Raw genomic sequence first — 25,600 nt, forward strand, 5'->3', positions numbered from 1 at the left:
TATACGGTATCCCATAAAGGAGTGGTGAGATGACTGACATTGCCCAACATGACCCGCGCATCGTGGTCGTGGGCGCGGGCCCGAGCGGATGCTTTATCGCCGGTGCGCTTCGCCGCTCGCTGCCGCGCGCGAGGATCCTGGTGGTCGATCAGCTCCCCTGCCCGTTCGGCCTCGTGCGCTACGGTGTTGCGGCAGATCACCAGAGCACGAAGAACATCACGCGTCAGTTCGACCGCATCTTCACGCGCGAACGCGTGGAGTTCGCCGGAAACGTGAGCGTGACCCGCACCGCGCGGCCGGGCGCGGTGTCGCTCGATCAGTTGCGCGCGAGCGCCGACGCCGTTGTGCTCGCCACGGGGCTCGCGGCCGATAAGCCGCTCGGCGTGCCGGGGGATCGCCTCGCTGGAGTGCTGGGATCGGGTGCGCTGACCGGCCTGCTCAACAGCCACCCGGAGAGCCGCCTCGTGGCGGAGTCGCTCGCCGAACTCGGTGACCACGTCGCGATCGTGGGCATAGGCAACGTTGCGATCGACATCATTCGTTTCCTCGCAAAATCGGACGCAGATTTCGCGGGCAGCGACATTAATGATGACGCCCTGCGGGCCTACAGCGCGGCACGCGTGCAGAGCATCGACGTGTGCTCCCGCTCGCCGATCGAGGCCGTGAAATGCGACGCGCAAATGGTGCGAGAGCTCGCACAGATCAGCGGGCTCCGCGTGAGCCTGCACGGAGACACCGGCGTCGATGGGGCCACGATCGGCGACCGCACGCAAGCGGCTCGTGTCGCAGCCATCCGTGATCTCGCCGCATCCGCCGATGCCGACGACGCCCGCATCGAACTGCGCCTGCACTTTGGGGTCGAGCCGGTGCGCGTGGAGGGAGCGGAGCGCGTCGAGCGTCTCGTGACTGCGGAACGTGACGGCGCCGAGCGCACCATCGCCGTCGAGAGTGTCATTTCGGCGATCGGCTTCGCTGCGGAGGAGGATTGCATCGCCGGGACGATTGGAGAGATTCGCCGATCCGATCCGGCGTCCGGGCGCATCGAACCCGGCCTCTACCGAGTCGGCTGGCTTCGTCGCGGACCGCGCGGCACGATCCCGGAGAACCGCGCAGACGCGATGTGCGTAGCCGACGAGATCATCGCCGACCTCACGACGGGTGCTCTCGAAACGAAGACGCATGAGCTCCCGGAGGAGTTGCTCCCAGCCGATGTCGCTGATGCGTCGATCAGCTACGACGACTGGCTCGCGATCGATCGGCACGAACGCGAGACCGCGCCCGACGATCGGACCCGAGCCAAGGTGCGCTCGATCGACCGCATGCTCGCCGTCGCACGCGAGCGCGCCCACGCCTGACGCGCACCTCACCGCTGCACCTGTACTTCTTTGAAATGAGGCATCACCCATGAAATTCAGCGTTCTCTACGGCACCGAGTCGGGTAACTCCGAGTTCATCGCGCAAGACGTCGTCGCACACCTGACGGCCGAGCTCTACGAGGCCGAGCTCTCCGATCTCGCAGATACCGACCCGACGAACGTCGATCCCGACGTGCACGCGTATCTGATCGTGTGCTCGACCCACGGTGAGGGCGAACTGCCGCACACCGCCATCCCCTTCCTCGCCGAGTTGGAGGCGAAGGCGCCGGATCTGACCGGTGTGCGCTACGCCATGTTCGGGCTGGGGGACTCCTTCTACGCCGAAACCTACAGCCAGGGCAGCGAGATCATCGACCGGAAGCTCACCGAACTCGGTGCGACGCGCATCGGTGAGTACGGGCGTCATGATGCGTCATCGATCGAGGACGGCACCGAGCTCGCCCTCGCGTGGGTGCCGAGCGTACTCGCAGACCTTCGCGCTCAGCTCGTCTGAACGCGCTGCTCTTCCCTCAGATACGCGGCATCGTCGCCGCACCACGTGAAAGGAACCCGTCATGACTGTCGGCCACGAGAACGATCACCTGCTCACCTCGCTCGCCTTCGAGAGCTCCGTGCCGCACGAGTACTTCCGGGAGCTCCGCGACAACGATCCCGTGCACTGGACTGAGCCGGGCGACGGCTCCCGCGGCTACTGGTCCTTCACCCGCTACGACGACGTGGTGGCACTCAGTCGCGACACCGCCACCTTCTCCTCGGAAAAGGGCGGCACCACCCTCGAAGACATTCCGGAGGCCGACCTGCAGGGCCGGCGCACCATGATCGATACCGACCCGCCGCTGCACACGGGGTACCGCAAGATCCTCGCCCCCACCTTCAACCCGGGGATCGTGCGCCGCAATTGGGACGAGAAGGTCGACCGCATTGTCACCGAGACACTCACCGAGGCGCTGCAGCACGAAACGATCGAGTACGTCTCGAAGATCTCCTCTGAGATTCCCGTTCGTGTGCTCGCCGCGCTGCTCGACGTGCCAGATTCCGAAGCGCACTACATCATGGAGCTCGGGGACGAGATGATCGCCAGTTCCGATCCGGACTCCGCACCGCGCACCGCGCTGACCCCCGAGGTGCTCGCGGAGAACAGCAAGTACCAGTTCTCGAGCCCGGCAGGGCGGGAGCTATGGGAGTACGGTGACAAGCTGCGCATCGGTCGCGAGAAGGATCTCGGCCACGACGTCTTCTCCCTGCTCATCACGAGCGAGGTGGACGGCCGCAAGCTCACACCCCACGAGCTCGCGAACTTCTTCTCGCTCCTGGTGATCGCCGGCAACGAGACGACCCGCATGGCGTTCTCTCACGCGGCTAAGGCATTCTGCGACTTCCCCGATCAGTGGGACAAGCTGCGTGAGCGCCCCGAACTCGTCGATAGCGCGGTCGAGGAGATCCTGCGCTGGGCGACGCCCATCCATCACTTCCGCCGCACGGTGACGCAGGACACGGAGGTGCACGGCAGGAAGCTCGAAGCGGGCGACAAGATCGCGATGTGGTACGCGTCGGCCAACTACGACGAGCGCATCTTCAACGATCCGCACACGTTCGACATCGAGCGCAAGCCCAACTTCCACCTCGCCTTCGGCGGCGGCGGCGCGCATCGGTGCCTCGGCAATTCACTTGCGCGACTCGAGGTGAAGGTGCTGCTCCAGCACCAGATCGAGCAGGTGGAGCGCTTCGAGCTGGTCGGTGATGTGCAGCGACTGCGCTCAAACCTCACGCACGGTGTGAAGCACCTGCCCGTCCGCCTCACCCAGATTGCCGCATGAGCGGCCAGAACAGCGAGAGTGCAGCAACGATGCAACACACAATCGATCCGACCCGCGGCCATTGCAGGCCTCTCCGCGACGAGACTCTCGCGTTCCTCGACCGTGTGCAGGGCCTGCGCATCGGCGGAGCTTGGAATGCGCAGGCCGCTGATGGCGGCACCTTCGACTCGATCGACCCCGCAACGGGAGACGTGCTTGGATCGATCGCCGCCGCCACCGCGAGCGATGTCGATGCGGCGGTGACCGCGGCTGAACGCGCACTCGAAGGCTCGGACTGGCGAGACATCAGCCCGGCCACCCGGGCGCAGTACCTCTTCGATCTGGCCGACGCGGTGGATCGGAACCGCGAAACGCTCGCAGAGCTCGAGTCGCTCGACATGGGAAAGCCCATCACGCAGGCGCGCGACGACATCGGCGGAGTGGCGCTCGTCTTCCGGTACTACGGAGGGTGGCCGACAAAGATCGAGGGAGACCTGAACCCGGTGCGCCAACCGTTCATCGGCATGACGGTGCGCCAGCCCATCGGCGTGTGCGCGGCGATCACTCCGTGGAACTTCCCACTCGTGATGGCCTCGCACAAGATCGGGCCTGCGCTCGCCGCGGGCAACACGATCGTGCTGAAGCCGGCCGAGCTTTCGTCGTACTCCACGCTGTTCCTCGCCGACCTCGCACGTGAGATCGGGCTTCCCGAGGGTGTGCTCAACGTTGTGACGGGAGCGGGCAGTGTGGTCGGAGAGGCGCTGACCACGCACCCCGACGTGCAGAAGGTCTCCTTCACCGGCTCATCTCCCGTTGGCAAGCACATCCTCGCGGTGGCTGCGCCGCTCATGAAGAAGGTAAGCGTCGAGCTTGGTGGGAAGACCCCCAACCTCGTCTTCCCCGATGCCGATCTGCGGAAGGCCGCCGCGGCGTCGGCGGAGGCCGTGTGGGAGAACGCCGGCCAGGTGTGCATCGCACCCACGCGACTCTTCGTGCACGAGAGCATCGCGCAGGAGATGCTCGAGCTGCTCGCCGAGGAGACCGCCAAGTTGCGGCTCGGCGATCCCCTTGATGAGGCGACGACGCTGGGGCCCCTCGTATCCGAGAAGCAAAGGGGCACCGTGCGGGGGTACGTGGAGGCCGCGCGCGCCGAGGGCGGCCGGGTCGCGGTCGGTGGCAAGACCGTCGGCGAGGCGGGATTCTTCGTCGAACCCACCATCGTGACGGGGGTGACGAATGAGATGCGCGTGGCTCGCGAGGAGATCTTCGGCCCAGTGCTCTCGATCATCACGTTCCGCGATGAGGAGGAGGCGCTGCGGCTCGCGAACTCGTCCGAGTACGATCTCGCGGCAGCGGTGTGGACGCGAGACATTTCGCGCGCGCACCGGCTCACGCAGCGATTGCGCGGCGGGCTGGTCTGGGTGAACACCGTCGGCAAGCTCGATCCGGGAGTGAGCTTCGGCGGGCAGCAGCTCTCGGGCAACAGTCGTGAGCTCGGCCGGGAGAGCGTGCTCGAGTACACGAAGAGCAAGTCGGTGTTCATCGATCCGAGATAGCTCGGATCACCGCGAATATGTTCGCGCCTGGCACCCCGGTGTTGAAGCGCGCAATCTGAGAGGAAGAAAACATGTCAGTACGACGAACCGTTGTGATCACGGGCGGCGCATCCGGAATCGGCGACAAGGTCGTGGAACGGTTTCTGAACGACGGCGACCATGTGGTCGTGGTCGATCGGAACCCTTCCCCGCGCGACGTGCCGACGATCCTGGTCGATCTCACCGAACCGGACGCGATCGACGCCGCAGCCGATGCGCTGCCCCAGCACATCGATGTGCTGGTCAACGCCGCGGGTATTTCAGGCAAGAACGGCGTCGATGCCGCGCTCGCCGTGAATTTTCTCGGCATGCGCCGGTTCTCGGAGATTGCGGTGCAGCGCATGACCGCTGAGTCGAACGTGGTCACGATCGCGTCAACCACCGGGTTCGAGTGGCGTCGGCGAATCGAGGGCGTACAGGCGCTCATCGGATCGCGGAGCCTCGAGGAGGCGCGGGTCAACGTTGCGCCATTCCTGCCGGACGGGCAGGAATCGTTTGAGGCGTACAACCTGGCGAAGGCGACGGTCATCGTGTGGACGATGATCTCCTCGCGGCAGCTGGTGCCGGGCATGCGCATGAACACCGTGAGCCCGGGGCCGACCGAAACGCCGCTGCTCCAGGACTTCTACGACTCGATCGGCGAGGACCAACTCGACCCGTTGAAGGAGTTCGCCGGCCGACATGGGACTCCCGAGGAGATCGCGGCCGCGATCGCGTTCCTGGCCTCGGACGAGGCATCGTGGATCTCGGGTGAGGATCTCGTGGTCGACGGCGGTGCCGAGGGCGGTCTGCTGCGGAAGAAGCTCGCAGATCGCATTGCCGCCTACGCTGCACAGTAGTGAGGTGTCGGACCGCACGGGAGGTGCGGTCCGATCACTTTCGGCCCAGCATGGCGTTTGTGAAAATAGAATATAAAGTATATGGTATACCCAGCGAGATCGGGCGTATGATCCGATGTGAGCAGAGCCAATCAAGGAGGATTTGGTGTCCGAGATGAAACTCCCCGAGGGGATCCACACCGTCGAAATGGTCTTCGCGGACGTCTTCGGTGTGCTGCGGGGCAAAAAGGTCCCCGCGAATCAGTGGCCGCGAGTCGCGCATGAGGGGTCGCATATTCCCGGGGCTCCGCTCTACTGGGGAGTGCGCTGCGAGTGCCCGGACGAGTCGCCCGCCGGTGGCATGGACGAGGGATATCCCGACGTCGTCATCAAGCCGGTCGTCGGTACCTTGCGTCCGGTGCCCTGGCGCCCCGGCGTCGCTCAGGTCTTCTGCTCGATTGAGAATCCCGACGGAAGTCCGTCGGAGCTGTGCCCGCGCAACGCGCTCGTCTCCGTGCTCAGCGAATACGAGAAGGAGGGTATCGATGCTCAGATCGCCCTCGAGATGGAGTTCTACCTGCTCGATCCCGAAACGCACCGCCCGCTCATCTCGCAGATGAACACGTACGGTGTGGTCGACGGTTCGCCCTACGACGCGATCCTCACCGACATCATGACGAACCTTGTCGCGTACGGGCTGCCGGTCGAAGCCGGCATGCAGGAGTACGGCACGGGTCAGATGGAGATCACCCTGCGCTACGATCGTGCGCTCAAGGCGGCCGACGACGCGATCTTCATGCGCAGCGCGGTGAAAGAACTCGCCGTGAAGCACGGGCTCGTCGCAACCTACATGGCGAAGCCGTTCGATGGTGAGAGCGGCAGCGGTCTCCACATTCACCAGTCGATGTGGCGCGACGGCGTGAACCTGTTCGACGCGGTCGATGGTCCCTCGGAGTACGCGATGCACTACCTCGGTGGATTGCAGCGCCGGATCGGCGAGTTCTCGCTCTTCGGATCGTGGAGCGTCAACGATTACAAGCGTCGGCAGGACTTCACGCTGTGTCCGACGACGGACTCGTGGGGTGGCGACAACCGCACGGTCGCGATCCGAATGATCGAGGCCGAGGGCTCGTATCGGTTCGAACAGCGAGACCCCTGCTCGACGAGCAACCTCTACCTCGTCGTGGCTGGGCAGCTCGCGGCCGGGCTCGATGGGGTGCGTCACCAGCTGACACCCGGCCCCAGATGCGAGCTCAACGCCTACACCGACCCGAACGCCAAGCCATTGCCGCGATCCGTGCCCGCGGCCATCGACGCGCTGCGCGGCTCCGACCTCGCGCGCGAGGCGTTTCCCGCGCTGCTCATCGACACCTACGTCGACACAGTGCAGCGCGAGTATCAGGCGATCATGCAGCCGGTCTCCGACATCGAACGGACGCGCTACATCGGAGCGATCTAGCGGAAGGCAGGGCAGTGGGGGCGGCCCGAATCGGGCCGCCCCCACTGCCCTGCCACGTGTGCACCCTCGGAGGGCGACGCGGGCGTTAGATCTGGTGGAGCGAGCGCCCGCTGTGGATGTGGGTGAGCATGATCTTGTGCGCGTGATCCGCATCGCCCGATGCGATGGCATCGAAGAGCGGCCGGTGCTCACGATCGAAGCTTCCTACGACGTCGTCGTTGTCGAGCATCCGAGCCCAGATATCCGAGGTCAGCACCCGGTTCCAGAGCAGGTCGAACGACTCCACGAGGTAGGTGTTGTCGAGCGCCCGCACGATCATACGGTGCACGTCGCGATTCGCCAGGAAGACCTCTTCTGCCGTGGTCTGGGGTCTGGTCAGGAGCGTCTCGTACTCGGCGACGAGCTGGGCGCGGGCTTCGGCTTCGAAGGTCGCTGCGCGTCGCACCGCGTAACCCTCGATCGCCTCGCGGGCCTCGTAGCGGTGGTCGAGTTCGTCGGTGGTGGTCTCGCAAACGACGTAGCCCCTGCCGCCGTGGGGCTCGATCACGCCTTCGCGCTCAAGCCGCTGCAGTGCCTCGCGCACCGGGGTGCGGCTGATGCCCATCTGCTCGGCAAGCTCATCCATCAGCAAACGCGTGCCCGGCACGAGCTCCTTATTCAGAAAGCCCTGGAAGAGGTAGCGGTACGCCGCCTCGCCGAGCGTTTCACGCGAGAGCGAAGTCTTCTGAATGGCCACTGAACGATCGCCTTCCTCGAGGGGTCATCTTCAGGGTATCGTCCTGGCGCTCGTTGCACGTCTGAGTCAGGGGAGCAATAGTCGCGAGGAAACGAACGGGGAGGGCGCCGCACGCTCTGTGTCGGCTGCCCTCCCCGCAACATGATGTCTACGTTGAGACGACGACACCAGGCTCTTCGGTCGGTGCGACGACTTCGATGCGGCCCGTGCCGATCGCAGACCAATCTGCGCGGCGCTTGCGCTTCATGACCTCGGCGACAATGAAACCGATCGCGCCCATGCCGAGGTAGAGCAGCCCGATGATCACCGGGGCGATGCCCACCTCGCCGCCGACGAGGTTGCCGAAGTTCGACACGATCAGCACGACGCCGGCGCCGAGCACGAGCGTGGCGAGTGTGGGAGCAATAGTCGTCGTCCACGTGTTCTCATCCGCGGCTCGATGGCGGCGGAAGTAGACGACGATCGCCGCGGAGCAGAGCGTTTGCAGGAACACGAAGCCCACCGTCGACGCTGCCGCTCCCCAGGTGAAGATATCGAGATACGGGTCGGCCCCGATCAGGGCGAGGGTGAGCAGGATGATCACATTGACAACGCCGACCGTGACGCTGCCGCGGTGCGGTGACTGTGCCACCTCGCGCACGTAGCCGAGGCCGCGGGGGAGTACCTTCTCGCGGCCGAGGGAGAAGAAGTAGCGTGAGATGGCGTTGTGGAAGGACAGGATCGCGGCGAAGGATCCGGTCACCACAAGAATCTGCACAACCCACACGATGCCCTGACCGAGGTAGTCGCTCGCTGCGATGACCACCATGTCGCCTGGATTCTCGAGTGCGATCTGCATCGCCTCGCTGCGGCCGAACGCGAGCACCATGACCCAGGTCATGAGTGCGTAGAAGAGCGACGTGAAGATGACGGCGCCGATGGTCGCGCGCTTCACCGAGCGCTTCGGGTCCTTCGCCTCCTCCGAGTAGATGGCGGTCTGCTCGAAGCCGATGTACGAGGCGTACCCGAACGCGAGGCTCACACCGAGACCCGGGCCGAAGAGCCCGACCGGATTCCAGGAGTCGAAGGTCACGCCTTCGGAGCCGCCCGTGAAGATGACGGCGATGGCGAGGATGAGCAGGACCGACAGCTCGGCGATCAGGAGGAGTCCGAGTACCTTTGCGCCCACCTCGAGATTGCTGCGCCCCAGGAGAACGCAGATCGCGATGGCAGCGATGCAGAGCACGTACCAGGGGACGACCAAGCCGGTGAGGCTGCTGATGAGGTTTTGCGTGACGAAACCGAAGAAGCCAAGCAGCGTGATGATCGCGCAGAAGTACGCGGCCAGCGCGACGAAGGACGCGCCGGCGCCCCAGGAAGGGCCGAGGCCCTGCGCGATGTAGGCGTACATGGAACCCGCGTTGCGGATCCGACGGCTCATCGCCACATACCCCACTGCGAAGAGGAGCAGTACGAGGCCGATCAACACGTACACGAGCGGGGCAGAGATGCCGACGCCGTAACCGATCAGGAGCGGCGTGATTCCCATCACGCAGGTCAGCGGGGCGGCGGCGGCGATCACGAAGAACGCGATCGCCGGAGCACCCACAGCTCCGTTGCGCAGCGACTGGGTCGCCGGCGCATCGCTTGTTGAAGAGGACACCTTTGTCACCTTTCTTGGAGGACCGTACTCCAGCGGGCGATCCTGTGATGAAATCCGTTGGAAGCCCGGTGCGGACTGGCGGAGGCTCCGGTGAGGAGTGCCCCAGAGAGGTGCGCTCGTCATCGAGTGGGTATCTGCGCCAGGTTGAGACCGCGAAGTCGCGAGACAAAACACCGAGTACGGTATACGCTAACAGTCATGGTTGATCAAATCAATGGAGAAGTGACGCCGACCGTGTACGTCAGTACCTGGCAGAAGACGATGAACATTTCGCCGTATGGCGTGTTCGACATCGAAGGCGCGATCGTGGAGTACGTCGAGCGCACCCGGAACGCGGGCGCCATCGTCTTGCAGGTGCCCCGAGACGTGCCCGAGCGCGCCGAGCACGTGCTGGCGGGCGCCGACGCCCTCGTGCTCATCGGCGGCGAGGATGTCGACCCATCCTGGTATGGGCAGGAGAACGAGGGCAGCACCCGCACAACGCCCGAGGCCGATGCGTTCGACATCGCTCTGATACGCGAGGCGCACCGGCGCAGACTCCCGGTGTTCGCGATCTGTCGCGGGCATCAGCTGGTGAACGTCGCGTTCGGCGGCACGCTGTACCAAGACATTGCACAGGATCCGGTGCAGCACTCGCCCGGAGCGGCCGCGCCCGGAGAGTCCCCAGCGGCTGAACACACCATCACGATCGAGCCCGACAGTCGATTCCTCAGCACGATACTCGGAGCAACCGCCCGCGTGAATTCGATCCACCATCAAGCGGTTGATCGATGCGCCCCTGGCCTGCGCGTCGTGGCCCGCGCCGAAGACGGCATCGTCGAAGCACTCGAGTCCGAGGATGACGATTGGCTGTTGCTCAGCGTGCAATGGCACCCGGAAAAGATGGCGGATCACCAGGTGCTCTTCGATTGGTTCGTGGGCAGGTGCGGCAGCGCCTGGAGTCAGCCCCGGCGTACCAGCTCGCTGATGGCCGCTGGTGAGCTGAGTGACGAGATCCTGACCAGCGTCTGCAACGCACGTCACTTCGGCCCACCCTTCATTGCAGAAGACCACACAATCAACGAGCTTGCCGCGACTGTGCGACGCGTGCTCGACCACGCACTCCAGAAAGGACCCCACCGTGACCTATGAGACCGCTGACCCAGAACTGCTGAGTCGATCCGCCACCGCGCTCGCCGCGGTGCCGCACAGTCCGCTGTCGGGGATGGACGGCACGATCCCGGTGCACGACCCTGCGACCGGCGAGGAGATCGCGACGATCCCGAATCATACTGTCGAGACCGCGCTCGAAGCGGTCTCGCTGGCCGATTCCGCGGGGAAGGCCTGGGCGAAGACCACGCCGCGTCACCGCTCCGACGTGCTGCACGCGGTGTACGCCCGACTCATCGAGCGGAAAGACGACCTCGCGCTCGTGATGAGCCGGGAGATGGGCAAGACGATCTCCGAGTCGTACGCGGAGGTACAGTACGCGGCCGACTACGTGCGCTGGTTCGCCGAAGAGGCGTTGCGCGCCGGGGGCAGCTACCGCGAGGCCCCCGCGGGCGGCGCCACGATGTTGACCACGCGCGGCCCCGTGGGGCTCTCCGTGCTCATCACGCCGTGGAACTTCCCGATGGCGATGGCGACCCGCAAGATCGCACCCGCCCTCGCCGCCGGATGCGGCTGCGTCGTGAAGCCTGCCACACTCACGCCGCTCACGACCTACCTCACCGTCCAGCTGTTCGAGGAGGCCGGTGTGCCAGAAGGGCTCGTGCAAGTGATCACGACGCGCAGTGCCTCCGCATTCAGCGAGGCCGTGCTCACCGATGATCGGGTGCGCAAGGTCTCGTTCACGGGATCGACGGCGGTCGGTTCGACGCTGATGCAGCTCGCAGCGCAGAACATCGTCAAGAGCTCGATGGAACTGGGCGGCAACGCCCCACTGCTGGTGTTCGATGATGCCGACCTCGAGCGGGCGATCGACGGCGCAATGCTCGCGAAGATGCGCAATGGAGGCCAGACGTGCGTCTCGGCCAACCGCATGTTCATTCAGGAGGGGATCGCCGATGAGTTCATCGCCGGATTCACGGAACGCATGGCGGCGCTCGTGCAGGGCAATCCTCTCAATCGCGAGGTCGAACTCGGCCCGGTCGTCGACGACCGCGCGGTCGCGAGACTTGCACACCTCGTCGACGATGCCGTAGCGAAGGGTGCCGATCTGCTGACCGGCGGCGCTGCTCCGGCTGGATCGGGCACCTTCTTCCAGGCCACGGTACTCGATAACGTTCCAGTCGCCGCCGACATCACCACCACGGAGATCTTCGGCCCGGTCGCGTCGATCACGCGGGTGCGCACCCAGCAGGAGGCGATCGAGAAGGCGAACGACACCTGCTTCGGCCTTGCGGCATTCGTGTTCACCGAGAGCGCTGACCGCGCGCTCAACGTGGCTGAGGCTCTCGAAACCGGCATGGTCGGCATCAACCAGGGGCTGCTATCGAACGTAGCCGCGCCCTTCGGCGGCGTGAAGCAGTCGGGCATCGGCCGCGAGGGCAGCGCGGAGGGGTTGGAGGAGTACCAGGAAGTGCGCTACTTCAACGTCGCGCGGAGAGCGACCTCTTAGCTGTCATGCTCGGACCTGGATCTGCGTGGTCCATCGAAGCAGCTCGCCCCGGTCAATCGCTTCAGGGAGGATGGGAGCATGGACCAACGCGTGCACGTTCTCACCTTCGCGACTCCCGATCTCGATGCTGCTCGATCCTTCTACTGCGACGGCCTCCACTGGAATCCGCTCATCGACGAGCCCGGCGAGATCCTCTTCTTCCAGATCGCCCCCGGCCTTGTGCTCGGCTTGTTCGATGCGAACAAATTCGACCGAGATCTCCTGCGCGAAGGCTCGACGGACGGCGTCAACGGTGTGACGCTGTCGCACAATGTCGCGACACGCGATGATGTCGTGACGACGCTCGCCGAACTCGACGCCTTGGGCGGGACGATCCTCAAGCCCGCCCAAGAGAGCGCCTTCGGCGGCATCTTCCACGGTCACGTCGCCGACCCGAATGGGCTCATCTGGGAAATCGCGCACAACCCCGGGTGGCACATCGCCGAGTCCGGAACCGTGGCATTCGAGTGATCCCGGATCCTCTGAATTCGCTCCCCTGAAGGGTCATGAGTGGCCCGGTTCCTTCTGAAATGATGGGATGAATCCACCCCTGAGAAAGGATCGACTTGCCCACTGCTGTCACCCTCATCCGGTCTGCCGCCCTGTCCGATGCGGCCGAGTACGCCTATGCCGCGACGGCTCCGGCTGACGCCCGGCTGATCTTCCTCGCGGGATCCTGCCCGCTGAATACCGACGGATCGACCGCTGGGGTCGGCGACGTCGCCGCACAGGCCGCGAAATGCATCGAGAACATGAAGATCGCTCTCGCAGCCTCCGGCGCGGACATCACTGACATCATCAGCACGCGCGTGCTGGTCGCGTCCACTGTGCAGTCCGATCTCGTCACTGCTTGGGAGGTCGTCCGTGATGCATTCGGCGATCACGATGCTCCGAGCACACTGCTGGGGGTCACCGTCTTGGGCTACGACGATCAGCTCGTCGAGATCGAAGCAACCGCGGCCGTCCGAGACTGAACTTGAGGTGATGTGCTCGAGTATCCCGGAACTGCGACCGCGGGGGCCTGAGTGGTGCTGGGGGCCGTGAGCTCGAACAGGTTTGAGCTCTGTGGGCCGCGAATACGGCGCCACGGCGCCCCGCGAATCCCCGGATGCTGCGGGCGCTCCGGGAATACTCCGGCGCGTCACATCGATACGTCCGGCTGCGACGAGGCCGGAGTGGGGAGCGCGATCAGCCCGCCCGTCGGGCGGTGGCAGTGTCGGCGGCGGCGAGGCGCCCGGGACGCGGCGGCATCCCCGGGGTCGCGGGCGCGGTCGATGGCCACGGCACCGCGGCCTCGGCCTGCGAGAGCGAGGTGTGGATCCCGACCATGCGGCGCTGCGCCTGCTCTGGGTGCCAGGTCATGAGAATGTACCGATCGTTGCCCGCCGTGTCCGTCATCAGGTGGATGATCGCCTTCGGGTGCTGCGGGAACTCGCGCAGCACCAGCCAGGTGTGCGTATCCGCCTGAATCAGGTTGCTGCGGTGCATGGTGCCCTCCCTCACGAAGCCGTGGGGGTAGCGTACGCCCGGAGTCGGACACTCACGCCCGGGGAGGGTCAGTCGCGGTCGGCGCTCATGAAGTCACGAGCGATTCGCGCCCCGATCGTCCCCATCAGCATGATCGCGGGATGCGCCGATGCCAGATAGAGACCGGATACACCGGGCGCGAACCCGAGCAGTGGCTCGCCGGTGTCGGTGACCGGGCGATCGGCAACGACCGCGTCGATCAGCTCGACCCGCTTTCCGCCGACCAGCAGGCGCCGGATCGACGCGAGGGTGGGCTGCGCCAATCTCCGCGTGTCGCCGTCGAACCCGGATCGCGGCACATCCTCGGCTGCGATGAGGGTCGTGTCGTCGAGCTGACGGATCTCGAAATCGGGGGAGGAGAGGATCCCGGAGACGAGCGGCGTCGGCGTCGAGAACCGGAGGAGGCAGCACGGTGATGCCTCGACTCGCGCCGGTGCCGGCGATGCGCCGATCGGCTCGGCGATCCCGAGCGACGCCAGCAGCGGCGGGATGCCCGTGCCCGCGGCCAGCAGCACTGCCGATCCGTGCACCGGGCCGGCATCGGTGGCCACGCCGGTCACGGCCCCGCCCTCGGCGATGAGTCCGCGCACCCGTGTGCCGGTGCGGAGCGCGGCCCCGTCGTCGAGCGCCTCTTGCAGCAGTGCAGCGGTGAGTGCCGCGGGATCCACGCCGCCGTCGTCCGGCGCGAACGCCGCGACCGCGGGGACCTCCCGCACCCCCGGTTCCCGGCGGCGAATCTCCTCCGCGTCCACGAGACGCACCGGATGCCCGGCGCGCTGGTGCTCGGACACGAACGCGCGGGTCGCCGCGTCGGTCGACTCCCAGGTCAGCGCCCCGGTGCGTCGCAGGCCGATCGGCGTGCGCAGCTCGGATGCCACGCGCGCGAAGTCCTCGGCGGCCGTGCGGCGAAGCCCGTGCGCAGCCGTCGCGGCGGAGCTCTTCGCGAACCCGATCCAGGCGAAGGAATCGCCGGTAACGCCGCCCGCAACGCCCGCGCCCTCGATCACCGTGACCCGGTAACCCGCTCGCGTGAGGTGGTACGCGGCAGTGGCGCCGACGATCCCGGCCCCGACCACCAGGATGCGGCCTGTGCGGCGGTGCATCGGTCTAGGAGGTCGCGGCCTCGCCGGTCAGGCGCTGGCGCAGCGCGGAGGCGCGCACGATGTCACCCTCGAGGAACCGCACCTCGGCGGGTTCGATCCTCCGGTCCGTCTTCGCCTGCCCGATGCGCTCGAACGCCGCACTGATCTCCGCGTCGAGGCCATCCGTGATGAGCCGCTGAATACTCGAGGGCAGACGGAGAAAGGTCGCGGAGTCCATGTACAAAATGTACACACTCCAACGGGGTCGCGGGAAGAGCCCCGCCGGGGAGCGGCCTACGCTCGAGCGTGGTCGAAGAGCTCCGTGGACAGGTATCGCTCGCCCGTGTCGCCGAGGATCGTCACGATCGTGCGACCCGCGAACTCGGGCCGCGCGGCCACCTGCCGGCTCGCGGCGAGGGCCGCTCCGGCCGAGATGCCGACGAGCAGCCCCTCGCGCGCGAGCGCCTCGCGGGCCGTCTCGATCGCGGTGTCCTGCGGGATCCCGATGATCTCGTCCGCCAGGTCGAGCTCGAGGATCGGCGGCAGCCCGTTGCCCCCGATGATGCCCTGGATCTTGTGGGGCTGGAACTCGCCGCCCGAGAGCACCGGGGCCTCGGCGGGCTCGACCGCGATGACGCGGATCTCGGGATTGCGCGACTTCAGATACTTGCCCGCGCCGGTCAGTGTGCCGCCCGTGCCGACGGTGGCGACGAAGGCGTCGATGCGACCCTCCGTCGCCTCCCAGATCTCCGGGCCGGTCGTCCGGAAGTGCACGTCCGCGTTCGCGGCGTTGCCGCCCTGACCGGAGAGGAATGCGCCCGGGTGCCGCTCCAGGATCTTGCCCGCCTCCTCGTTCGCTCCCGCCATCGCGAGCGGCCCCGGCGTGAGCACCAGCTCTGCGCCGAGCCCGCGCAGCAGGGTGCGCCGCTCCTCCGAGACGTCGTCGGGCATCACGATGATCACGCGGTACCCCTTGACCGCGCCGATCCACGCGAGCGCGATCCCGGTGTTGCCGCTCGTGGCCTCGATTATCGTGCCGCCGGGGGTGAGGCGGCCGTCCGCCTCCGCCGTTTCGACGATCGCGAGCGCGGTGCGATCCTTCACGCTCGCTGCGGGATTAGCGGACTCCAGCTTCGCGAGCACCCGCGCGCCGTGGTCCGGCACCAGTCGGTTGATGCGCAGGAGCGGCGTGCGCCCGACGAGTTCGGTGAGATCGCCCGCGATCAGCGGGCCGTGCAAGTGACTCATGGCGTCTCCACGTCTGGGTGAGGGCGATGCTCGGGCGGGATCCGCGCCGCGTTTCATCCTCCGAGATGTTGCCGGCGTCGTGCAACCGCGCGCGACCCGGGACGTAACCGGATGTGTTCGGCGCCACGGACATTCATCGGCGAATCACTGAAACAGCGTCCAAAGTGACACCTGCTCCTGACATTTCGGTGGGAGTCTGTGCCGCAGGGGTCGCCTTCGATACGGTCATTCCGGGAGGCGAACGCCTCAGTCGTCACACGCACCAGTTCAGGAATCACCGCCCGCCCGCAACCAACCATTCGCGGCGCGACGCAGTGCGGCTCACAGACGAGCCGCGTGATCCGACCGGCCGCCGCGCAGGGGGCCCGACGGGTGCTCGGCGCGCCATCGACGCATGTCAGAGAGGACAGCACACTTCATGAACGATCATCAGACGTCCCGGTCTCGGGCCGGAACGCGGGGGCGGGTGCTCGGCACACTCGGGTCCGCGGCGATCCTGATCCCGCTGGTCATGACGCCCAGCATCGCGAACGCGGCACCGTACATCCCGGTCGACGCGGCCGAGGCCATCGCCAACGGCACCTACCTGCCGACCTTCGAGCAGGAGTTCGCCGCGCAGGCGGACGCCGCGACGGCCTTCGGCCACGCGCGCCACCTGGCTGTCGGGATCGGGCCGCGCGTTGCGGGCTCCGCCGCCGAGGTCGAGGCAAACACGTACGTGAAGGACGCCCTGGCCAGCTACGGCTTCATCACCGAAACCGAGTCGTTCCCCGTCTCCGTCTCGACGTTCGCCGACGCCACCCCGAGCCGCGATCTGCCGTTGCAGGTCAGCTGGCAGTACCGTCCGGCGGCCAACGCGCTCTTCACCGGGGCGGGCGCCCCCGTGACGGCCGAGGTCGTCGACGTCGGCGCCGGAACGACGATCGACCCCGCGGTGGTCGCCGGCAAGTTCGTGTTGGTGGACTGGAACGCGACGTCGGCGACCCGGAACGCAATGCTCACCGAGATCGCCGCGGCGGGTGCCGCCGGCATCATCATCGCGCAGACGACGGAGAACAGTTCGCTGGCGAACCCGGGCACCGTGCCGGCGCAGGCCGCGGCGATCCAGGTCGTCGGGGCGGCCTCGGGTCAGGCGATCCGGATCCGTGAGCTGCTCACGACCGGCCCGCTCACGCTCAGCATGACTACCGAGCAGAGCAGCCTGACGAGCACGAACACCATCGGCGTGCGGCCCGCGGTCGGAGACGCGGACGGCACGGCGCCGATCGTCTACATCGGCGCGCACATCGACTCCGTCGTGGGCAGCCCCGGCGCGAGCGACAATGCCTCCGGCGTCGGCATCATGCTCGAGTCGGCTCGCATCATGAGCCAGTACTCGCTCGACACCGAGATCCGGGTCGGCACCTGGGGCGCGGAGGAGAAGGGGATCCTCGGCTCCAAGTTCCACGCTACGAGTCTCACCCCCGAGGAGATCGCGCGCACCGTCGGCGCCTGGAACATGGACATGGCGGGCACCTCGTTCCTCGGGAACCCGGGGCAGCCGACCGAGTTCTGGGGGCTCTCCGTCAACCAGGACAACGCCGACAACGCGGTGCTGAACCAGGCCGCAGCGGTGTCGCAGGGCACAGGCCGCGGCGAACTGAATCGCGGGTACGTGGGCCGCAGCGACCACCAGTCCTTCCACGACGTCGGGATCGACGCGGCGGTGTTCAGCTGGATGTTCTGGTCGCCCGCGACCTCGATCGTGCTCGAGCCGACATACCACAAGCCGTCCGACACCATCGACAATATCTCCGAGGAGCGGGTCGGGATCGCGACCGAGCTCATCGGCGGATCCGCCTTCCGCGCGGCGCTGAACACGGTGAGCGTCACCGTGCTCGATGAGGGCGGCGATGCGGCCGACGGCGTGCCGGTCGCGATGTCCTGCGGCGACGATGCAGGCTGGCGCGAGGTCGGGACCACCGATGCCGACGGCACGGTCGAGACCCTCGCTCCGCGCACGGAGTGCGACTTCGCGGCGGTCGCCGAGAACGGCGCCGTGGGCGGGGCCGTGGCGCAGGCCATCGCCGGAGCCACTGACGTTGAGATCGCGCTGATCAATGACACGGTCGCACCGACGGTCGCGATCGCGGCCGACACCGAGGTTCCGGCTTCGGGCTGGTACCGCACTGCCCCCGTCACCGTCGTGGTCACGGCTGAGGACGAGACCGATGCCGCGCCGACCGTCGAGGTTTCACTGGACGGCAGCACGTGGAACCCGTACGCCGCGCCCGTGGCGCTCTCCGCTGAGGGCGCGAATACCCTGCAGGCACGCGTGACCGACGGGGCGGGCAACGTGATCGAGGGCGCTGAGACGTTCAACATCGACACGGTCGCACCGACACTCGCGGCGACGGCCAGCACGACCGCTCGCGGCAGTGTGACGGTGGAGGCCGCCGACGCCACCTCCGGGGTGGCGAGCGTCGAGTACCGGATCCTGCCGAGCGGTGCGTGGCAGGCCTTCCCGAGCGACCCGATCCTCCGCAGTGCGGCGCGCACGGGCACGCTTCCGATCGGCGCGGAGGCCGTCTCCGTCGAGCTTCGCGCGACCGACGTCGCGGGTCACTCGAGCGCGCTGGCGACCCTCGCGTTCGCGGCCGGTGAGGCGCCGGTCGTGCCCGAGCCGGAACCCGGTACGCCCGGTGCCCCGGGTGCCAAGCCCGGCAGCCCGAACTCCGGGCTCGCCACCACTGGCGGCTCGGAGCTCTTGGGCTACGGCGCGCTGGCTCTGGTGCTCGCCCTGGGTGGTGCCGGCGCGGTGCTCCTGATGCGCCGTCGCGCAGGCGGAGCGCAGCCGACCGACGGGTAGTCGTCTCGCACGAGGCGCGCTGAACGGGGCCTCGCTCCGGTGGAACCCCACCGGAGCGAGGCCCTCGGTCTGCCCCACCCGAGCGAGATGGCACTTCGTGCGCCAGACGTGGCTATTCGTGACACTTCTGCGCAGAATCTGACAATTTATCGCGATCTGTCTGCCATTTCATCGATCTGGCGCTCAGATGTGTTCGCCGTCTCATAGGCTGCTGGAAGCGTGAGGCGGGAGTGCCGTCGCGCGGACTCAGCAACGAAGCTAAGGAGATCGAAGGCACAATGGTGTACCAGCGAGACGCCGTCGAGGCACTGCCGGCGTACGTGCAGGGGAAGTCGATCCCGAACGCGGTCAAGCTCTCGTCGAACGAGAACCCCTACCCGCCGCTGGACTCCGTCGTCGAGGTCGTGCGCGAGCGCGCAGCGAGCATCAGCCTCTACCCCGACATGTCGGCGCACGATGTGGTCGAGCGCATCGCCGCCCGCTGGCAGGTGCGTCCTTCCGAGATCGCGGTCGGGGCTGGATCCGTCGAGGTCGCGGCGCAGCTCATCACCGCGAGCGCCGGATCGGGCGACGAGGTGATGTTCGCGTGGCGCTCCTTCGAGGCGTATCCGATCCTCGTCCAGGTGGCCGGTGCGACGCCGGTCCCCGTGCCGCTCACGGCCGACGACCGCCACGACCTCGAGGCCATGCTCGCCGCGATCACCGACCGCACGCGCCTGGTGTTCGTCTGCACCCCCAACAACCCGACCGGTGCGATCGTCACCCGTGACGAGATGGAGCGCTTCCTCGAGCGGGTGCCGAGCTCCGTGCTCGTGGTCATCGACGAGGCGTACGCCCACTTCGACGACGCCGAGGACTCGGTGGACGGGCTCGATTTCTTCCGCCGCTGCGACAACGTCGTTGTGCTCCACACCTTCTCGAAGGCGTACGGGCTCGCGGGGCTCCGCATCGGCTACGCCATCGCCCCCGAGCGCATCGCCGCGAATCTGCGGCGCGTGGCGGTGCCGTTCGGCGTCAGCGCGCTCGCGCAGGCCGCCGCGATCGCCTCGCTCGACGCCGAGGACGAGCTGCAGGAGCGCATCGACGTGATCCGGGCCGAGCGCGCCCGGGTGCTGGCCGGGCTGCGCGACCGCGGCTGGCAGGTCTTCGACTCGCTCGGCAATTTCGTCTGGCTCCGCACCGGAGCGTCGACCACCGAGGTCGACGGGATCCTGCGCGAGAACGGCGTCGTCGCCCGCGCCTTCGCGGGCGACGGGATCCGCGTCACCATCGGATCGCCCGAGATGAACGATCGCTTCCTCGCGGCGCTCGACGGCGTACCCGCCTCGGTCTGATCGCGACCGGGTCGCCCACATACTCACTTCACCATCACGTGCACGAATCACACCACTAGGAAGGTCACCATGATGAACCGAAAGCTCACCGCCGGGCTCGCACTTGCCGCAGCCGGTGTCCTCGGACTCGCGGGCTGCAGCGGAAGCGGCGACGACGCCGCCTCCGAGGGCGGCTCGGAGGGCCAGTCGTACTCCATCGGCGTGCTGCAGCTTGTGCAGCACCCGGCGCTCGATGCCGCGACCGAGGGCTTCCAGCAGGCCTTCGAGGACGCCGGCGTCGAGGTCGACTGGGACATCCAGAACGCGAACGGCGAGCAGGCCACCGCCGTGACCATCGCGCAGAACTTCTCCTCGAGCGACCTCGACATGGTGCTCGCGGTGGCGACGCCGGCGGCGCAGGCCTCCGCGCAGGCGATCACCAACGTGCCGGTCCTCTTCACCGCCGTCACCGACGCGGTCTCCGCGGAGCTGGTGGAGTCGAACGACGCGCCGGGCGGCAACGTGACCGGCACGAGCGACGCGGCGCCGATCGGCGACCAGCTCGATCTGCTCGCCGAGATCGTGCCCGACGCGAAGAAGATCGGCATCGTCTACAGCTCGGGCGAGGTCAACTCCGAGGTGCAGGTGAAGGCCGCGAAGGAGGCCGCCGAGGAGCGCGGCATGGAGATCGTCGAGTCGACGGTGACCACCGCGAACGACATCGCGCAGTCTGCCGAGTCGCTGGGCGATGTCGACGCGATCTACGTTCCGACCGACAACACCGTCGTCTCCGGCATCGCGTCGCTGATCCAGGTCGCCGAGGCGAAGCAGATCCCCGTGATCGGCGCTGAGTCGGGCACGGTCGAGGGCGGCGCCATCGCGACGCTCGGCATCGACTACACCAAGCTCGGGATCCAGACCGGTGAGATGGCGCTCAAGATCCTCCAGGACGGCGGCGATCCCGCGACCACCCCGGTCGAGTTCTCCAAGGAGTTCACCTACGTCGTGAACGAGGGCGCGGCGGAGCGCATGGGCGTCACGGTGCCCGAGGAGATCCTCGCGCAGGCCGAGCTCGTCGAGTAGTTCGAACGACCGCATCGAATAAGGACACGACATGATTGGCGCACTCGAGCTCGGGCTCATCTACGGGGTGATGGCCCTCGGGGTCTACCTCACCTTCAAAGTGCTGAACTTCCCCGACCTGACGGTCGACGGCAGCTTCACGACGGGCGCTGCGGTGGCGGCTGCGCTGATCACCAACGGTCACAACCCCGTCCTCGCCACTCTCGCGGGTGGCGGGGCGGGGCTCGTGGCCGGCACGATTACGGGTCTGCTGCACACGAAGGGCAAGATCGACGGCCTGCTGGCCGGGATCCTGACCATGATCGCGCTGTGGTCGATCAACCTCCGGATCATGGGCACGGCGAAAGAGGGATCCGCGGTCGCCGCGAACCTGCCGCTGCTCCGCGCCGACACGCTCTTCACGCCCATGCGGGACGCCGGGGTGCTCGGCACCTGGGTCGGTGTGCTGATCCTGTTCCTCGCGGTGATGGCGTTCAAGTTCATCATCGACTGGTTCCTGTCGACGAGCCTGGGTCTCGCGATCCAGGCGACGGGTGACAACGGCCCGATGATCCGGAGCTTCGGCGTGAGCACGGACCGCACCACGATCCTGACGCTCGCCCTCTCCAACGGGCTCGTCGCACTCTGCGGTGCGTTCGTCGCCCAGTACCAGGGATTCGCCGACATCAGTATGGGCATCGGCCTGATCCTCGTCGGGCTTGCCTCGGTGATCCTCGGCCAGGCGGTCTTCGGATCCCGGTTCATCTGGATCGCGAGCTTCGCGGTCGTCTTCGGCGCCGTGCTCTACCGCATGATCATCTTCTTCGCCATGAAGGGTGGTCTGGACCCCAACGACATGAAGCTCATCACCGCGGTGCTCGTGGTGCTCGCGCTGCTGCTGCCGCGCTGGGGCTTCCTGAAACGGATCCCGTCGCTCCGCGGACGCGGCGGCAAAGTCGGGCCGAAGTCCTCGGGGGATCCCGGGGTCGCACTCACCGCCGGGGTCGGGGTCGTGGGCCTCACCGAGGCCGAGATGGCCGCGGCGCAGGATCCCGCAGCGAAGACCGGAGAAAGGTAGCCAGCCATGCTGAACATCGATAAGATCTCCAAGACCTTCTTCCCGGGCACGGTCAATGAGCGCAAGGCGCTCGTCGACCTCGACCTGACACTCGCCGAGGGTGACTTCGTCACCGTGATCGGCTCGAACGGCGCCGGCAAGTCCACGCTGCTCAACGCCATCTCCGGCCGCTACACCGTCGACAGCGGCACGATCGAGATCGACGGCAAGCGCGTCAACCGGCTGCAGGAGTTCCAGCGGGCGAAGTACATTGGCCGGGTCTTCCAGGACCCGATGGCCGGTACCGCGCCGAACCTCACGATCGAGCAGAACCTCGCGCTCGCGCTGCGGCGGGGGCAGCCGCGGGGCCTCGGCCTCGCTCTGACCTCGAAGCAGCGGGCGCGATTCCGCGAGGAGCTGGCGACGCTCGAGCTGGGGCTGGAGAACCGGCTGCCCGCAAAGGTCGGCCTGCTCTCGGGCGGGCAGCGCCAGGCGCTGTCGCTCCTCATGTCGGGGTTCACGCACCCGCGGATCCTGCTGCTCGACGAGCACACCGCCGCGCTCGATCCGCAGCGGGCCGCGCTCGTGACGGATCTGACGGAGCGCATCGTGTCGCAGGGCGGACTCACCACCCTGATGGTCACGCACAACATGGAGCAGGCGCTGCACCTCGGCAACCGGCTCATCATGATGCACGAGGGCCGGATCGTCTTCCAGGCCTCCGAAGCGGAGAAGCGCGAGCTCACGGTGCCCCTGCTGCTCGCGGAGTTCGGCAAGATCAAGGGTGCGCTGCTCGACGACCGGGCGCTGCTCACGTAGTCGGGCATCGTGCGGGGCGCCGACGGACCCGGGTGCCCCGCGCGAATTCCACCGCGAACGGGTCGTGCTCGACGGGGAGCCCACCATGGAGTTGGACGACATCGATCGTCGCATCATCGCGACACTCGAGGCGGATGCGCGGGTCTCGATGACCACCTTGGCCGAGGAGGTCCACGTGTCGCGGGCCAGCGCGCACGCGCGCTTCAAACGCCTGATCGAGTCCGGCATCATCCGGGGGTTCACCGTGCAGACGGATCCGGTGCTCGCCGGCCGGCACACCTCCGCCTACGTCACGATTTCGGCGGAGCAGACGGAGTGGCAGGAGCTGCGGGATCGGCTCACCGAGATCCCCGAGATCCGGCACATCGCGCTCATCGGTGGGGAGTTCGACGTCATCGCGCTCGTGCGGGCGCGCGACAACCCCGACCTCCGACGCGTCGTGCTCGGTGAGATCCAGTCGATCCCGGCCGTGCGCGGCACCCGGACCCAGCTCATCTTCGACGACTTCGAGACCGCGGGGCGGTGATCGGGTGGTGGTGGGCGCTGCCGGTCCTGCACGTCACGCGGTTCCTGCACGTCAGGCGGTCGAGATCCACTGGATCCGACCGCCTGAACTGTGGGAACCGCCTGGGCTGCGCACTCCGGGCGCACGCCGATACGCTGGAGACCACACGACGTTCCTGGGGGAGTGGGCATGCCGAATCTGAGTTCTCGCATTCTCGTCACGCACAATGCTCGGGGTCTGGGCGGCCTCGCAACGGCCGACGGGCACACCGTCGCGGAGGGGGTGCTGTTCCGCTCGGACTCGCTCTCCGCGCTCACCGCTGACGGACTCGCGGCACTCGCGGAGCTCGGGATCGGCACGATCGTGGACCTCCGCACCGACGGGGAACGGGCGCGCGCGGCCGACGTGCTGCCGGAGGACGGCAGTATCACCCTCGTCACGCTGCCGGTGCTCGGCGGCGCGATGGACGAGATGGTGCGGCGGATCCTGCCCGCCGACGGGGCGCAGGCCGCGCTGGATCCGGATCAGCTCGCAGCCCTGCTCGATCAGGTGCCGACCCTCGAGCAGCTCTACCAGGGCATCCTCTCGAGCAGCGCGGCCCAGTTCGCGGAGCTCGCGCGTGCGGTGATCGCCGCGGCGGACACGGATCGGCCCGGGGTCATCTTCCACTGCACCGCGGGGAAGGATCGTACCGGGCTCGCCGCGGCGATCCTGCTCTCGGTTGCGGGAGTGCCCCACGACACGATCGTCGCGGACTACACGCAGACCGAGGTGAACCTCGCCGGCCCGTTCGCCGAGGCGCTCACCGGGCTCATCACCGGCTTCGGGCTGCCGCTCACCCCGAAGCTCGCCGAGCTCGCGACGAAATCTCCCGCATCGGCCATCGAGGCCGCACTGAGGTGGATCGCCGAGCAGCACGGCGACGCGGGGGCGTACCTGCGGTCGGGCGGCCTGTCGGCGGAGGAACTGACTGCGCTGACGCGGATCCTGCGGGCGGCGCCGTAAGGTTCGGGCGCGCCGAGTTCTGCCTCAGTGCGTGAGGGTTGGGGGCCCGGGTCTCGACTCGCCGCGCTCGACCCGGTTGTTAGGCCTGACCGCTGGTCAGCAGCGAGCGGAGACCTTCGACGCGGACGATGTCGCCCTGCAGCGAGCCGAGCAGATCGGCGTCGACGGGACGGTTCTCCTCGGCCTCTTCGATCTTCGACTTGGCGGATTCGACCTCGGAGTCGAGGCCCTGCAGGACGAGATCCTGTACCTGTGAGGGGAGTCCCTGAAAGCCACGTGATTGCATGTTCCCAGAATACCCCAGGTATGGAGCTTTGTGACAGCTGGGCCAGCGATTCCGCGTAGACGGGGGCGAGCGTCACTGCACGCGGGCGTGTCGCCACGCAATTCTCACCCCGCGCTCGGGTGCATTCCGTAGCGTGGGAGGATTACCGGCGTTGCAAGCCCGGTCGGCCCCGAAGGAGTGGACATGCTGCAGGATCCCGGCACGTTGAGCGGACACTTGGTCGCGCTCGAGCCGCTCGCGATGGAGCACGAGGCGGGGCTCGCCGAGGCGGCGCGCGACGGCGAGATGTGGCGGCTGTGGGTCACCCGGATCCCGCACCCGAACGGGATGGGCGCGGAGATCGAGCGCCGCCTCGACCTGCGGCGGCAGGGATCGATGATCCCGTTCGCGGCCCGACGTCTCGATACTGGGACGCTCATCGGGATGACGACCTATATGAACATCGACGCGGAGACCCCGCGTGTCGAGATCGGTTCCACGTGGAACGCTGCGAGCGCGCAGGGTACGGGGACCAACGCGGAGTCGAAGCTGCTGCTGCTCCGTCACGCCTTCGAGGTCTGGGGCTGCCCGGCGGTGGAGTTTCGCACGGACTTCCACAACCAGCAGTCCCGCGCCGCGATCGCGCGACTCGGGGCGAAGCAGGACGGTATCCTGCGCGGCCATATCCGCGGCGACGGCTACCTCCGCGACACGGTGGTCTTCTCGATCACCGAAGCGGAGTGGCCGGGCGTGCGCCGGGGCCTCGAGTTCCGGTTGGAGAAGCACGGGGCCCCGCGCGCGGGGTGAGG

The 25,600-nt window shown here is 67.3% G+C and carries 25 protein-coding genes; 18 read left to right on the forward strand and 7 right to left on the reverse strand.

Translation table 11 applies throughout. From position 1 onward, the window contains the following. The first annotated feature begins 29 nt into the window (after positions 1-29). The 6 genes from MUN76_RS11465 (at position 30) to MUN76_RS11490 (ending at position 7,044) form a co-directional block, all read left to right on the forward strand. Positions 30-1,355 carry an FAD-dependent oxidoreductase gene (locus MUN76_RS11465; RefSeq protein WP_244684799.1) on the forward strand — a complete coding sequence of 442 codons (1,326 nt, stop codon included), beginning with the start codon at positions 30-32 and terminating at the stop codon, positions 1,353-1,355. A 49-nt stretch (positions 1,356-1,404) separates the two neighbouring features. Next, positions 1,405-1,869: a flavodoxin domain-containing protein gene (locus tag MUN76_RS11470; protein WP_244684801.1), complete on the forward strand. Its 465-nt coding sequence runs from the start codon at positions 1,405-1,407 to the stop codon at positions 1,867-1,869. A gap of 61 nt (positions 1,870-1,930) precedes the next feature. Next, entirely contained in the window at positions 1,931-3,193 is a 1,263-nt protein-coding gene (locus tag MUN76_RS11475) for a cytochrome P450 (protein WP_244684802.1), read from the forward strand. Positions 3,194-3,222: 29 nt separating this feature from the next. Continuing rightward, on the forward strand, positions 3,223-4,728 hold the full coding sequence (locus MUN76_RS11480) for an aldehyde dehydrogenase family protein (protein ID WP_244684804.1): 1,506 nt from the start codon (positions 3,223-3,225) through the stop codon (positions 4,726-4,728). Between the two features lie 71 nt (positions 4,729-4,799). After that, positions 4,800-5,606 (forward strand): SDR family oxidoreductase, encoded by an 807-nt coding sequence (locus MUN76_RS11485; RefSeq protein WP_244684806.1) that lies wholly within the window; start codon positions 4,800-4,802, stop codon positions 5,604-5,606. A 154-nt stretch (positions 5,607-5,760) separates the two neighbouring features. Next, the gene (locus tag MUN76_RS11490; RefSeq protein WP_244688763.1) at positions 5,761-7,044 is read left to right on the forward strand and encodes a glutamine synthetase family protein; all 1,284 of its coding nucleotides are present in this window, start codon (positions 5,761-5,763) and stop codon (positions 7,042-7,044) included. A gap of 85 nt (positions 7,045-7,129) precedes the next feature. On the opposite strand, the gene MUN76_RS11495 is transcribed toward MUN76_RS11490, so the two are convergent. Then, positions 7,130-7,780: a GntR family transcriptional regulator gene (locus tag MUN76_RS11495; RefSeq protein WP_244684808.1), complete on the reverse strand. Its 651-nt coding sequence runs from the start codon at positions 7,778-7,780 to the stop codon at positions 7,130-7,132. Positions 7,781-7,928: 148 nt separating this feature from the next. Further along, on the reverse strand, positions 7,929-9,422 hold the full coding sequence (locus MUN76_RS11500; RefSeq protein ID WP_244684810.1) for an APC family permease: 1,494 nt from the start codon (positions 9,420-9,422) through the stop codon (positions 7,929-7,931). Positions 9,423-9,620: 198 nt separating this feature from the next. Between MUN76_RS11500 and MUN76_RS11505 the strand changes: the two genes are divergently transcribed. The 4 genes from MUN76_RS11505 (at position 9,621) to MUN76_RS11520 (ending at position 13,034) form a co-directional block, all read left to right on the forward strand. Next, a complete protein-coding gene (locus MUN76_RS11505; RefSeq protein ID WP_244684812.1) occupies positions 9,621-10,553 on the forward strand; it encodes a gamma-glutamyl-gamma-aminobutyrate hydrolase family protein in 933 nt (310 codons plus the stop codon). Beyond that, on the forward strand, positions 10,543-12,021 hold the full coding sequence (locus MUN76_RS11510; protein ID WP_244684814.1) for an NAD-dependent succinate-semialdehyde dehydrogenase: 1,479 nt from the start codon (positions 10,543-10,545) through the stop codon (positions 12,019-12,021). Before MUN76_RS11505 ends, MUN76_RS11510 begins: the two co-directional genes overlap by 11 nt. A 78-nt stretch (positions 12,022-12,099) precedes the next feature. Next, positions 12,100-12,531, forward strand: a complete 432-nt coding sequence (locus MUN76_RS11515; RefSeq protein WP_244684816.1) for a VOC family protein — start codon at positions 12,100-12,102, stop codon at positions 12,529-12,531. A 95-nt stretch (positions 12,532-12,626) separates the two neighbouring features. Further along, on the forward strand, positions 12,627-13,034 hold the full coding sequence (locus tag MUN76_RS11520) for a RidA family protein (RefSeq protein WP_244684818.1): 408 nt from the start codon (positions 12,627-12,629) through the stop codon (positions 13,032-13,034). Positions 13,035-13,248: 214 nt separating this feature from the next. Here the strand turns inward: MUN76_RS11520 and MUN76_RS11525 are convergent, their stop codons facing one another. The 4 genes from MUN76_RS11525 to cysK form a co-directional block, all read right to left on the reverse strand. Next, complete coding sequence (locus tag MUN76_RS11525) at positions 13,249-13,548, reverse strand: hypothetical protein (protein ID WP_244684820.1); 300 nt, start codon at positions 13,546-13,548, stop codon at positions 13,249-13,251. 68 nt (positions 13,549-13,616) lie between these two features. Continuing rightward, positions 13,617-14,690, reverse strand: a complete 1,074-nt coding sequence (locus MUN76_RS11530; RefSeq protein WP_244684822.1) for an NAD(P)/FAD-dependent oxidoreductase — start codon at positions 14,688-14,690, stop codon at positions 13,617-13,619. Positions 14,691-14,694: 4 nt separating this feature from the next. Continuing rightward, positions 14,695-14,907 (reverse strand): hypothetical protein, encoded by a 213-nt coding sequence (locus MUN76_RS11535; protein ID WP_244684824.1) that lies wholly within the window; start codon positions 14,905-14,907, stop codon positions 14,695-14,697. 56 nt (positions 14,908-14,963) lie between these two features. After that, a complete protein-coding gene (cysK, locus tag MUN76_RS11540) occupies positions 14,964-15,917 on the reverse strand; it encodes a cysteine synthase A (protein WP_244684825.1) in 954 nt (317 codons plus the stop codon). A 418-nt stretch (positions 15,918-16,335) separates the two neighbouring features. On the opposite strand from cysK, the gene MUN76_RS11545 reads away from it, so the two are divergent. The 7 genes from MUN76_RS11545 (at position 16,336) to MUN76_RS11575 (ending at position 24,526) form a co-directional block, all read left to right on the forward strand. Next, positions 16,336-18,765, forward strand: a complete 2,430-nt coding sequence (locus MUN76_RS11545; RefSeq protein ID WP_244684827.1) for a M28 family peptidase — start codon at positions 16,336-16,338, stop codon at positions 18,763-18,765. A gap of 278 nt (positions 18,766-19,043) precedes the next feature. Further along, positions 19,044-20,099, forward strand: coding sequence for a histidinol-phosphate transaminase (gene hisC, locus MUN76_RS11550; protein ID WP_244684829.1), 1,056 nt, complete (start codon positions 19,044-19,046; stop codon positions 20,097-20,099). Between the two features lie 72 nt (positions 20,100-20,171). Continuing rightward, positions 20,172-21,161, forward strand: a complete 990-nt coding sequence (locus MUN76_RS11555) for an ABC transporter substrate-binding protein (protein ID WP_429953372.1) — start codon at positions 20,172-20,174, stop codon at positions 21,159-21,161. Between the two features lie 31 nt (positions 21,162-21,192). After that, positions 21,193-22,218, forward strand: coding sequence for an ABC transporter permease (locus tag MUN76_RS11560; protein WP_244684833.1), 1,026 nt, complete (start codon positions 21,193-21,195; stop codon positions 22,216-22,218). A 6-nt stretch (positions 22,219-22,224) separates the two neighbouring features. Beyond that, complete coding sequence (locus tag MUN76_RS11565) at positions 22,225-23,016, forward strand: ABC transporter ATP-binding protein (protein WP_244684835.1); 792 nt, start codon at positions 22,225-22,227, stop codon at positions 23,014-23,016. Positions 23,017-23,101: 85 nt separating this feature from the next. Then, positions 23,102-23,542: an Lrp/AsnC family transcriptional regulator gene (locus tag MUN76_RS11570; RefSeq protein WP_244684837.1), complete on the forward strand. Its 441-nt coding sequence runs from the start codon at positions 23,102-23,104 to the stop codon at positions 23,540-23,542. Between the two features lie 168 nt (positions 23,543-23,710). After that, positions 23,711-24,526 carry a tyrosine-protein phosphatase gene (locus MUN76_RS11575; protein WP_244684839.1) on the forward strand — a complete coding sequence of 272 codons (816 nt, stop codon included), beginning with the start codon at positions 23,711-23,713 and terminating at the stop codon, positions 24,524-24,526. Between the two features lie 79 nt (positions 24,527-24,605). Here the strand turns inward: MUN76_RS11575 and MUN76_RS11580 are convergent, their stop codons facing one another. Further along, complete coding sequence (locus MUN76_RS11580; protein ID WP_244684841.1) at positions 24,606-24,812, reverse strand: hypothetical protein; 207 nt, start codon at positions 24,810-24,812, stop codon at positions 24,606-24,608. 183 nt (positions 24,813-24,995) lie between these two features. On the opposite strand from MUN76_RS11580, the gene MUN76_RS11585 reads away from it, so the two are divergent. Next, the gene (locus MUN76_RS11585) at positions 24,996-25,598 is read left to right on the forward strand and encodes a GNAT family N-acetyltransferase (RefSeq protein WP_244684842.1); all 603 of its coding nucleotides are present in this window, start codon (positions 24,996-24,998) and stop codon (positions 25,596-25,598) included. Positions 25,599-25,600 lie beyond the last annotated feature (2 nt).

Origin of the sequence: Leucobacter rhizosphaerae (genome assembly GCF_022919175.1) — a bacterium.
GTDB classification, from domain to species: domain Bacteria; phylum Actinomycetota; class Actinomycetes; order Actinomycetales; family Microbacteriaceae; genus Leucobacter; species Leucobacter rhizosphaerae.

Bases quoted from the DNA above. Each gene is read 5' to 3' on its own strand.
- MUN76_RS11465 (WP_244684799.1), top strand. From the start codon at position 30: ATGACTGACATTGCCCAACATGACCCGCGCATCGTGGTCGTGGGCGCG.
- MUN76_RS11470 (WP_244684801.1), top strand. From the start codon at position 1,405: ATGAAATTCAGCGTTCTCTACGGCACCGAGTCGGGTAACTCCGAGTTC.
- MUN76_RS11475 (WP_244684802.1), top strand. From the start codon at position 1,931: ATGACTGTCGGCCACGAGAACGATCACCTGCTCACCTCGCTCGCCTTC.
- MUN76_RS11480 (WP_244684804.1), top strand. From the start codon at position 3,223: ATGCAACACACAATCGATCCGACCCGCGGCCATTGCAGGCCTCTCCGC.
- MUN76_RS11485 (WP_244684806.1), top strand. From the start codon at position 4,800: ATGTCAGTACGACGAACCGTTGTGATCACGGGCGGCGCATCCGGAATC.
- MUN76_RS11490 (WP_244688763.1), top strand. From the start codon at position 5,761: ATGAAACTCCCCGAGGGGATCCACACCGTCGAAATGGTCTTCGCGGAC.
- MUN76_RS11505 (WP_244684812.1), top strand. From the start codon at position 9,621: ATGGTTGATCAAATCAATGGAGAAGTGACGCCGACCGTGTACGTCAGT.
- MUN76_RS11515 (WP_244684816.1), top strand. From the start codon at position 12,100: ATGGACCAACGCGTGCACGTTCTCACCTTCGCGACTCCCGATCTCGAT.
- MUN76_RS11525 (WP_244684820.1), bottom strand. From the start codon at position 13,548: ATGCACCGCAGCAACCTGATTCAGGCGGATACGCACACCTGGCTGGTG.
- MUN76_RS11530 (WP_244684822.1), bottom strand. From the start codon at position 14,690: ATGCACCGCCGCACAGGCCGCATCCTGGTGGTCGGGGCCGGGATCGTC.
- MUN76_RS11535 (WP_244684824.1), bottom strand. From the start codon at position 14,907: ATGGACTCCGCGACCTTTCTCCGTCTGCCCTCGAGTATTCAGCGGCTC.
- cysK (WP_244684825.1), bottom strand. From the start codon at position 15,917: ATGAGTCACTTGCACGGCCCGCTGATCGCGGGCGATCTCACCGAACTC.
- MUN76_RS11545 (WP_244684827.1), top strand. From the start codon at position 16,336: ATGAACGATCATCAGACGTCCCGGTCTCGGGCCGGAACGCGGGGGCGG.
- hisC (WP_244684829.1), top strand. From the start codon at position 19,044: ATGGTGTACCAGCGAGACGCCGTCGAGGCACTGCCGGCGTACGTGCAG.
- MUN76_RS11555 (WP_429953372.1), top strand. From the start codon at position 20,172: ATGAACCGAAAGCTCACCGCCGGGCTCGCACTTGCCGCAGCCGGTGTC.
- MUN76_RS11560 (WP_244684833.1), top strand. From the start codon at position 21,193: ATGATTGGCGCACTCGAGCTCGGGCTCATCTACGGGGTGATGGCCCTC.
- MUN76_RS11565 (WP_244684835.1), top strand. From the start codon at position 22,225: ATGCTGAACATCGATAAGATCTCCAAGACCTTCTTCCCGGGCACGGTC.
- MUN76_RS11570 (WP_244684837.1), top strand. From the start codon at position 23,102: ATGGAGTTGGACGACATCGATCGTCGCATCATCGCGACACTCGAGGCG.
- MUN76_RS11575 (WP_244684839.1), top strand. From the start codon at position 23,711: ATGCCGAATCTGAGTTCTCGCATTCTCGTCACGCACAATGCTCGGGGT.
- MUN76_RS11580 (WP_244684841.1), bottom strand. From the start codon at position 24,812: ATGCAATCACGTGGCTTTCAGGGACTCCCCTCACAGGTACAGGATCTC.
- MUN76_RS11585 (WP_244684842.1), top strand. From the start codon at position 24,996: ATGCTGCAGGATCCCGGCACGTTGAGCGGACACTTGGTCGCGCTCGAG.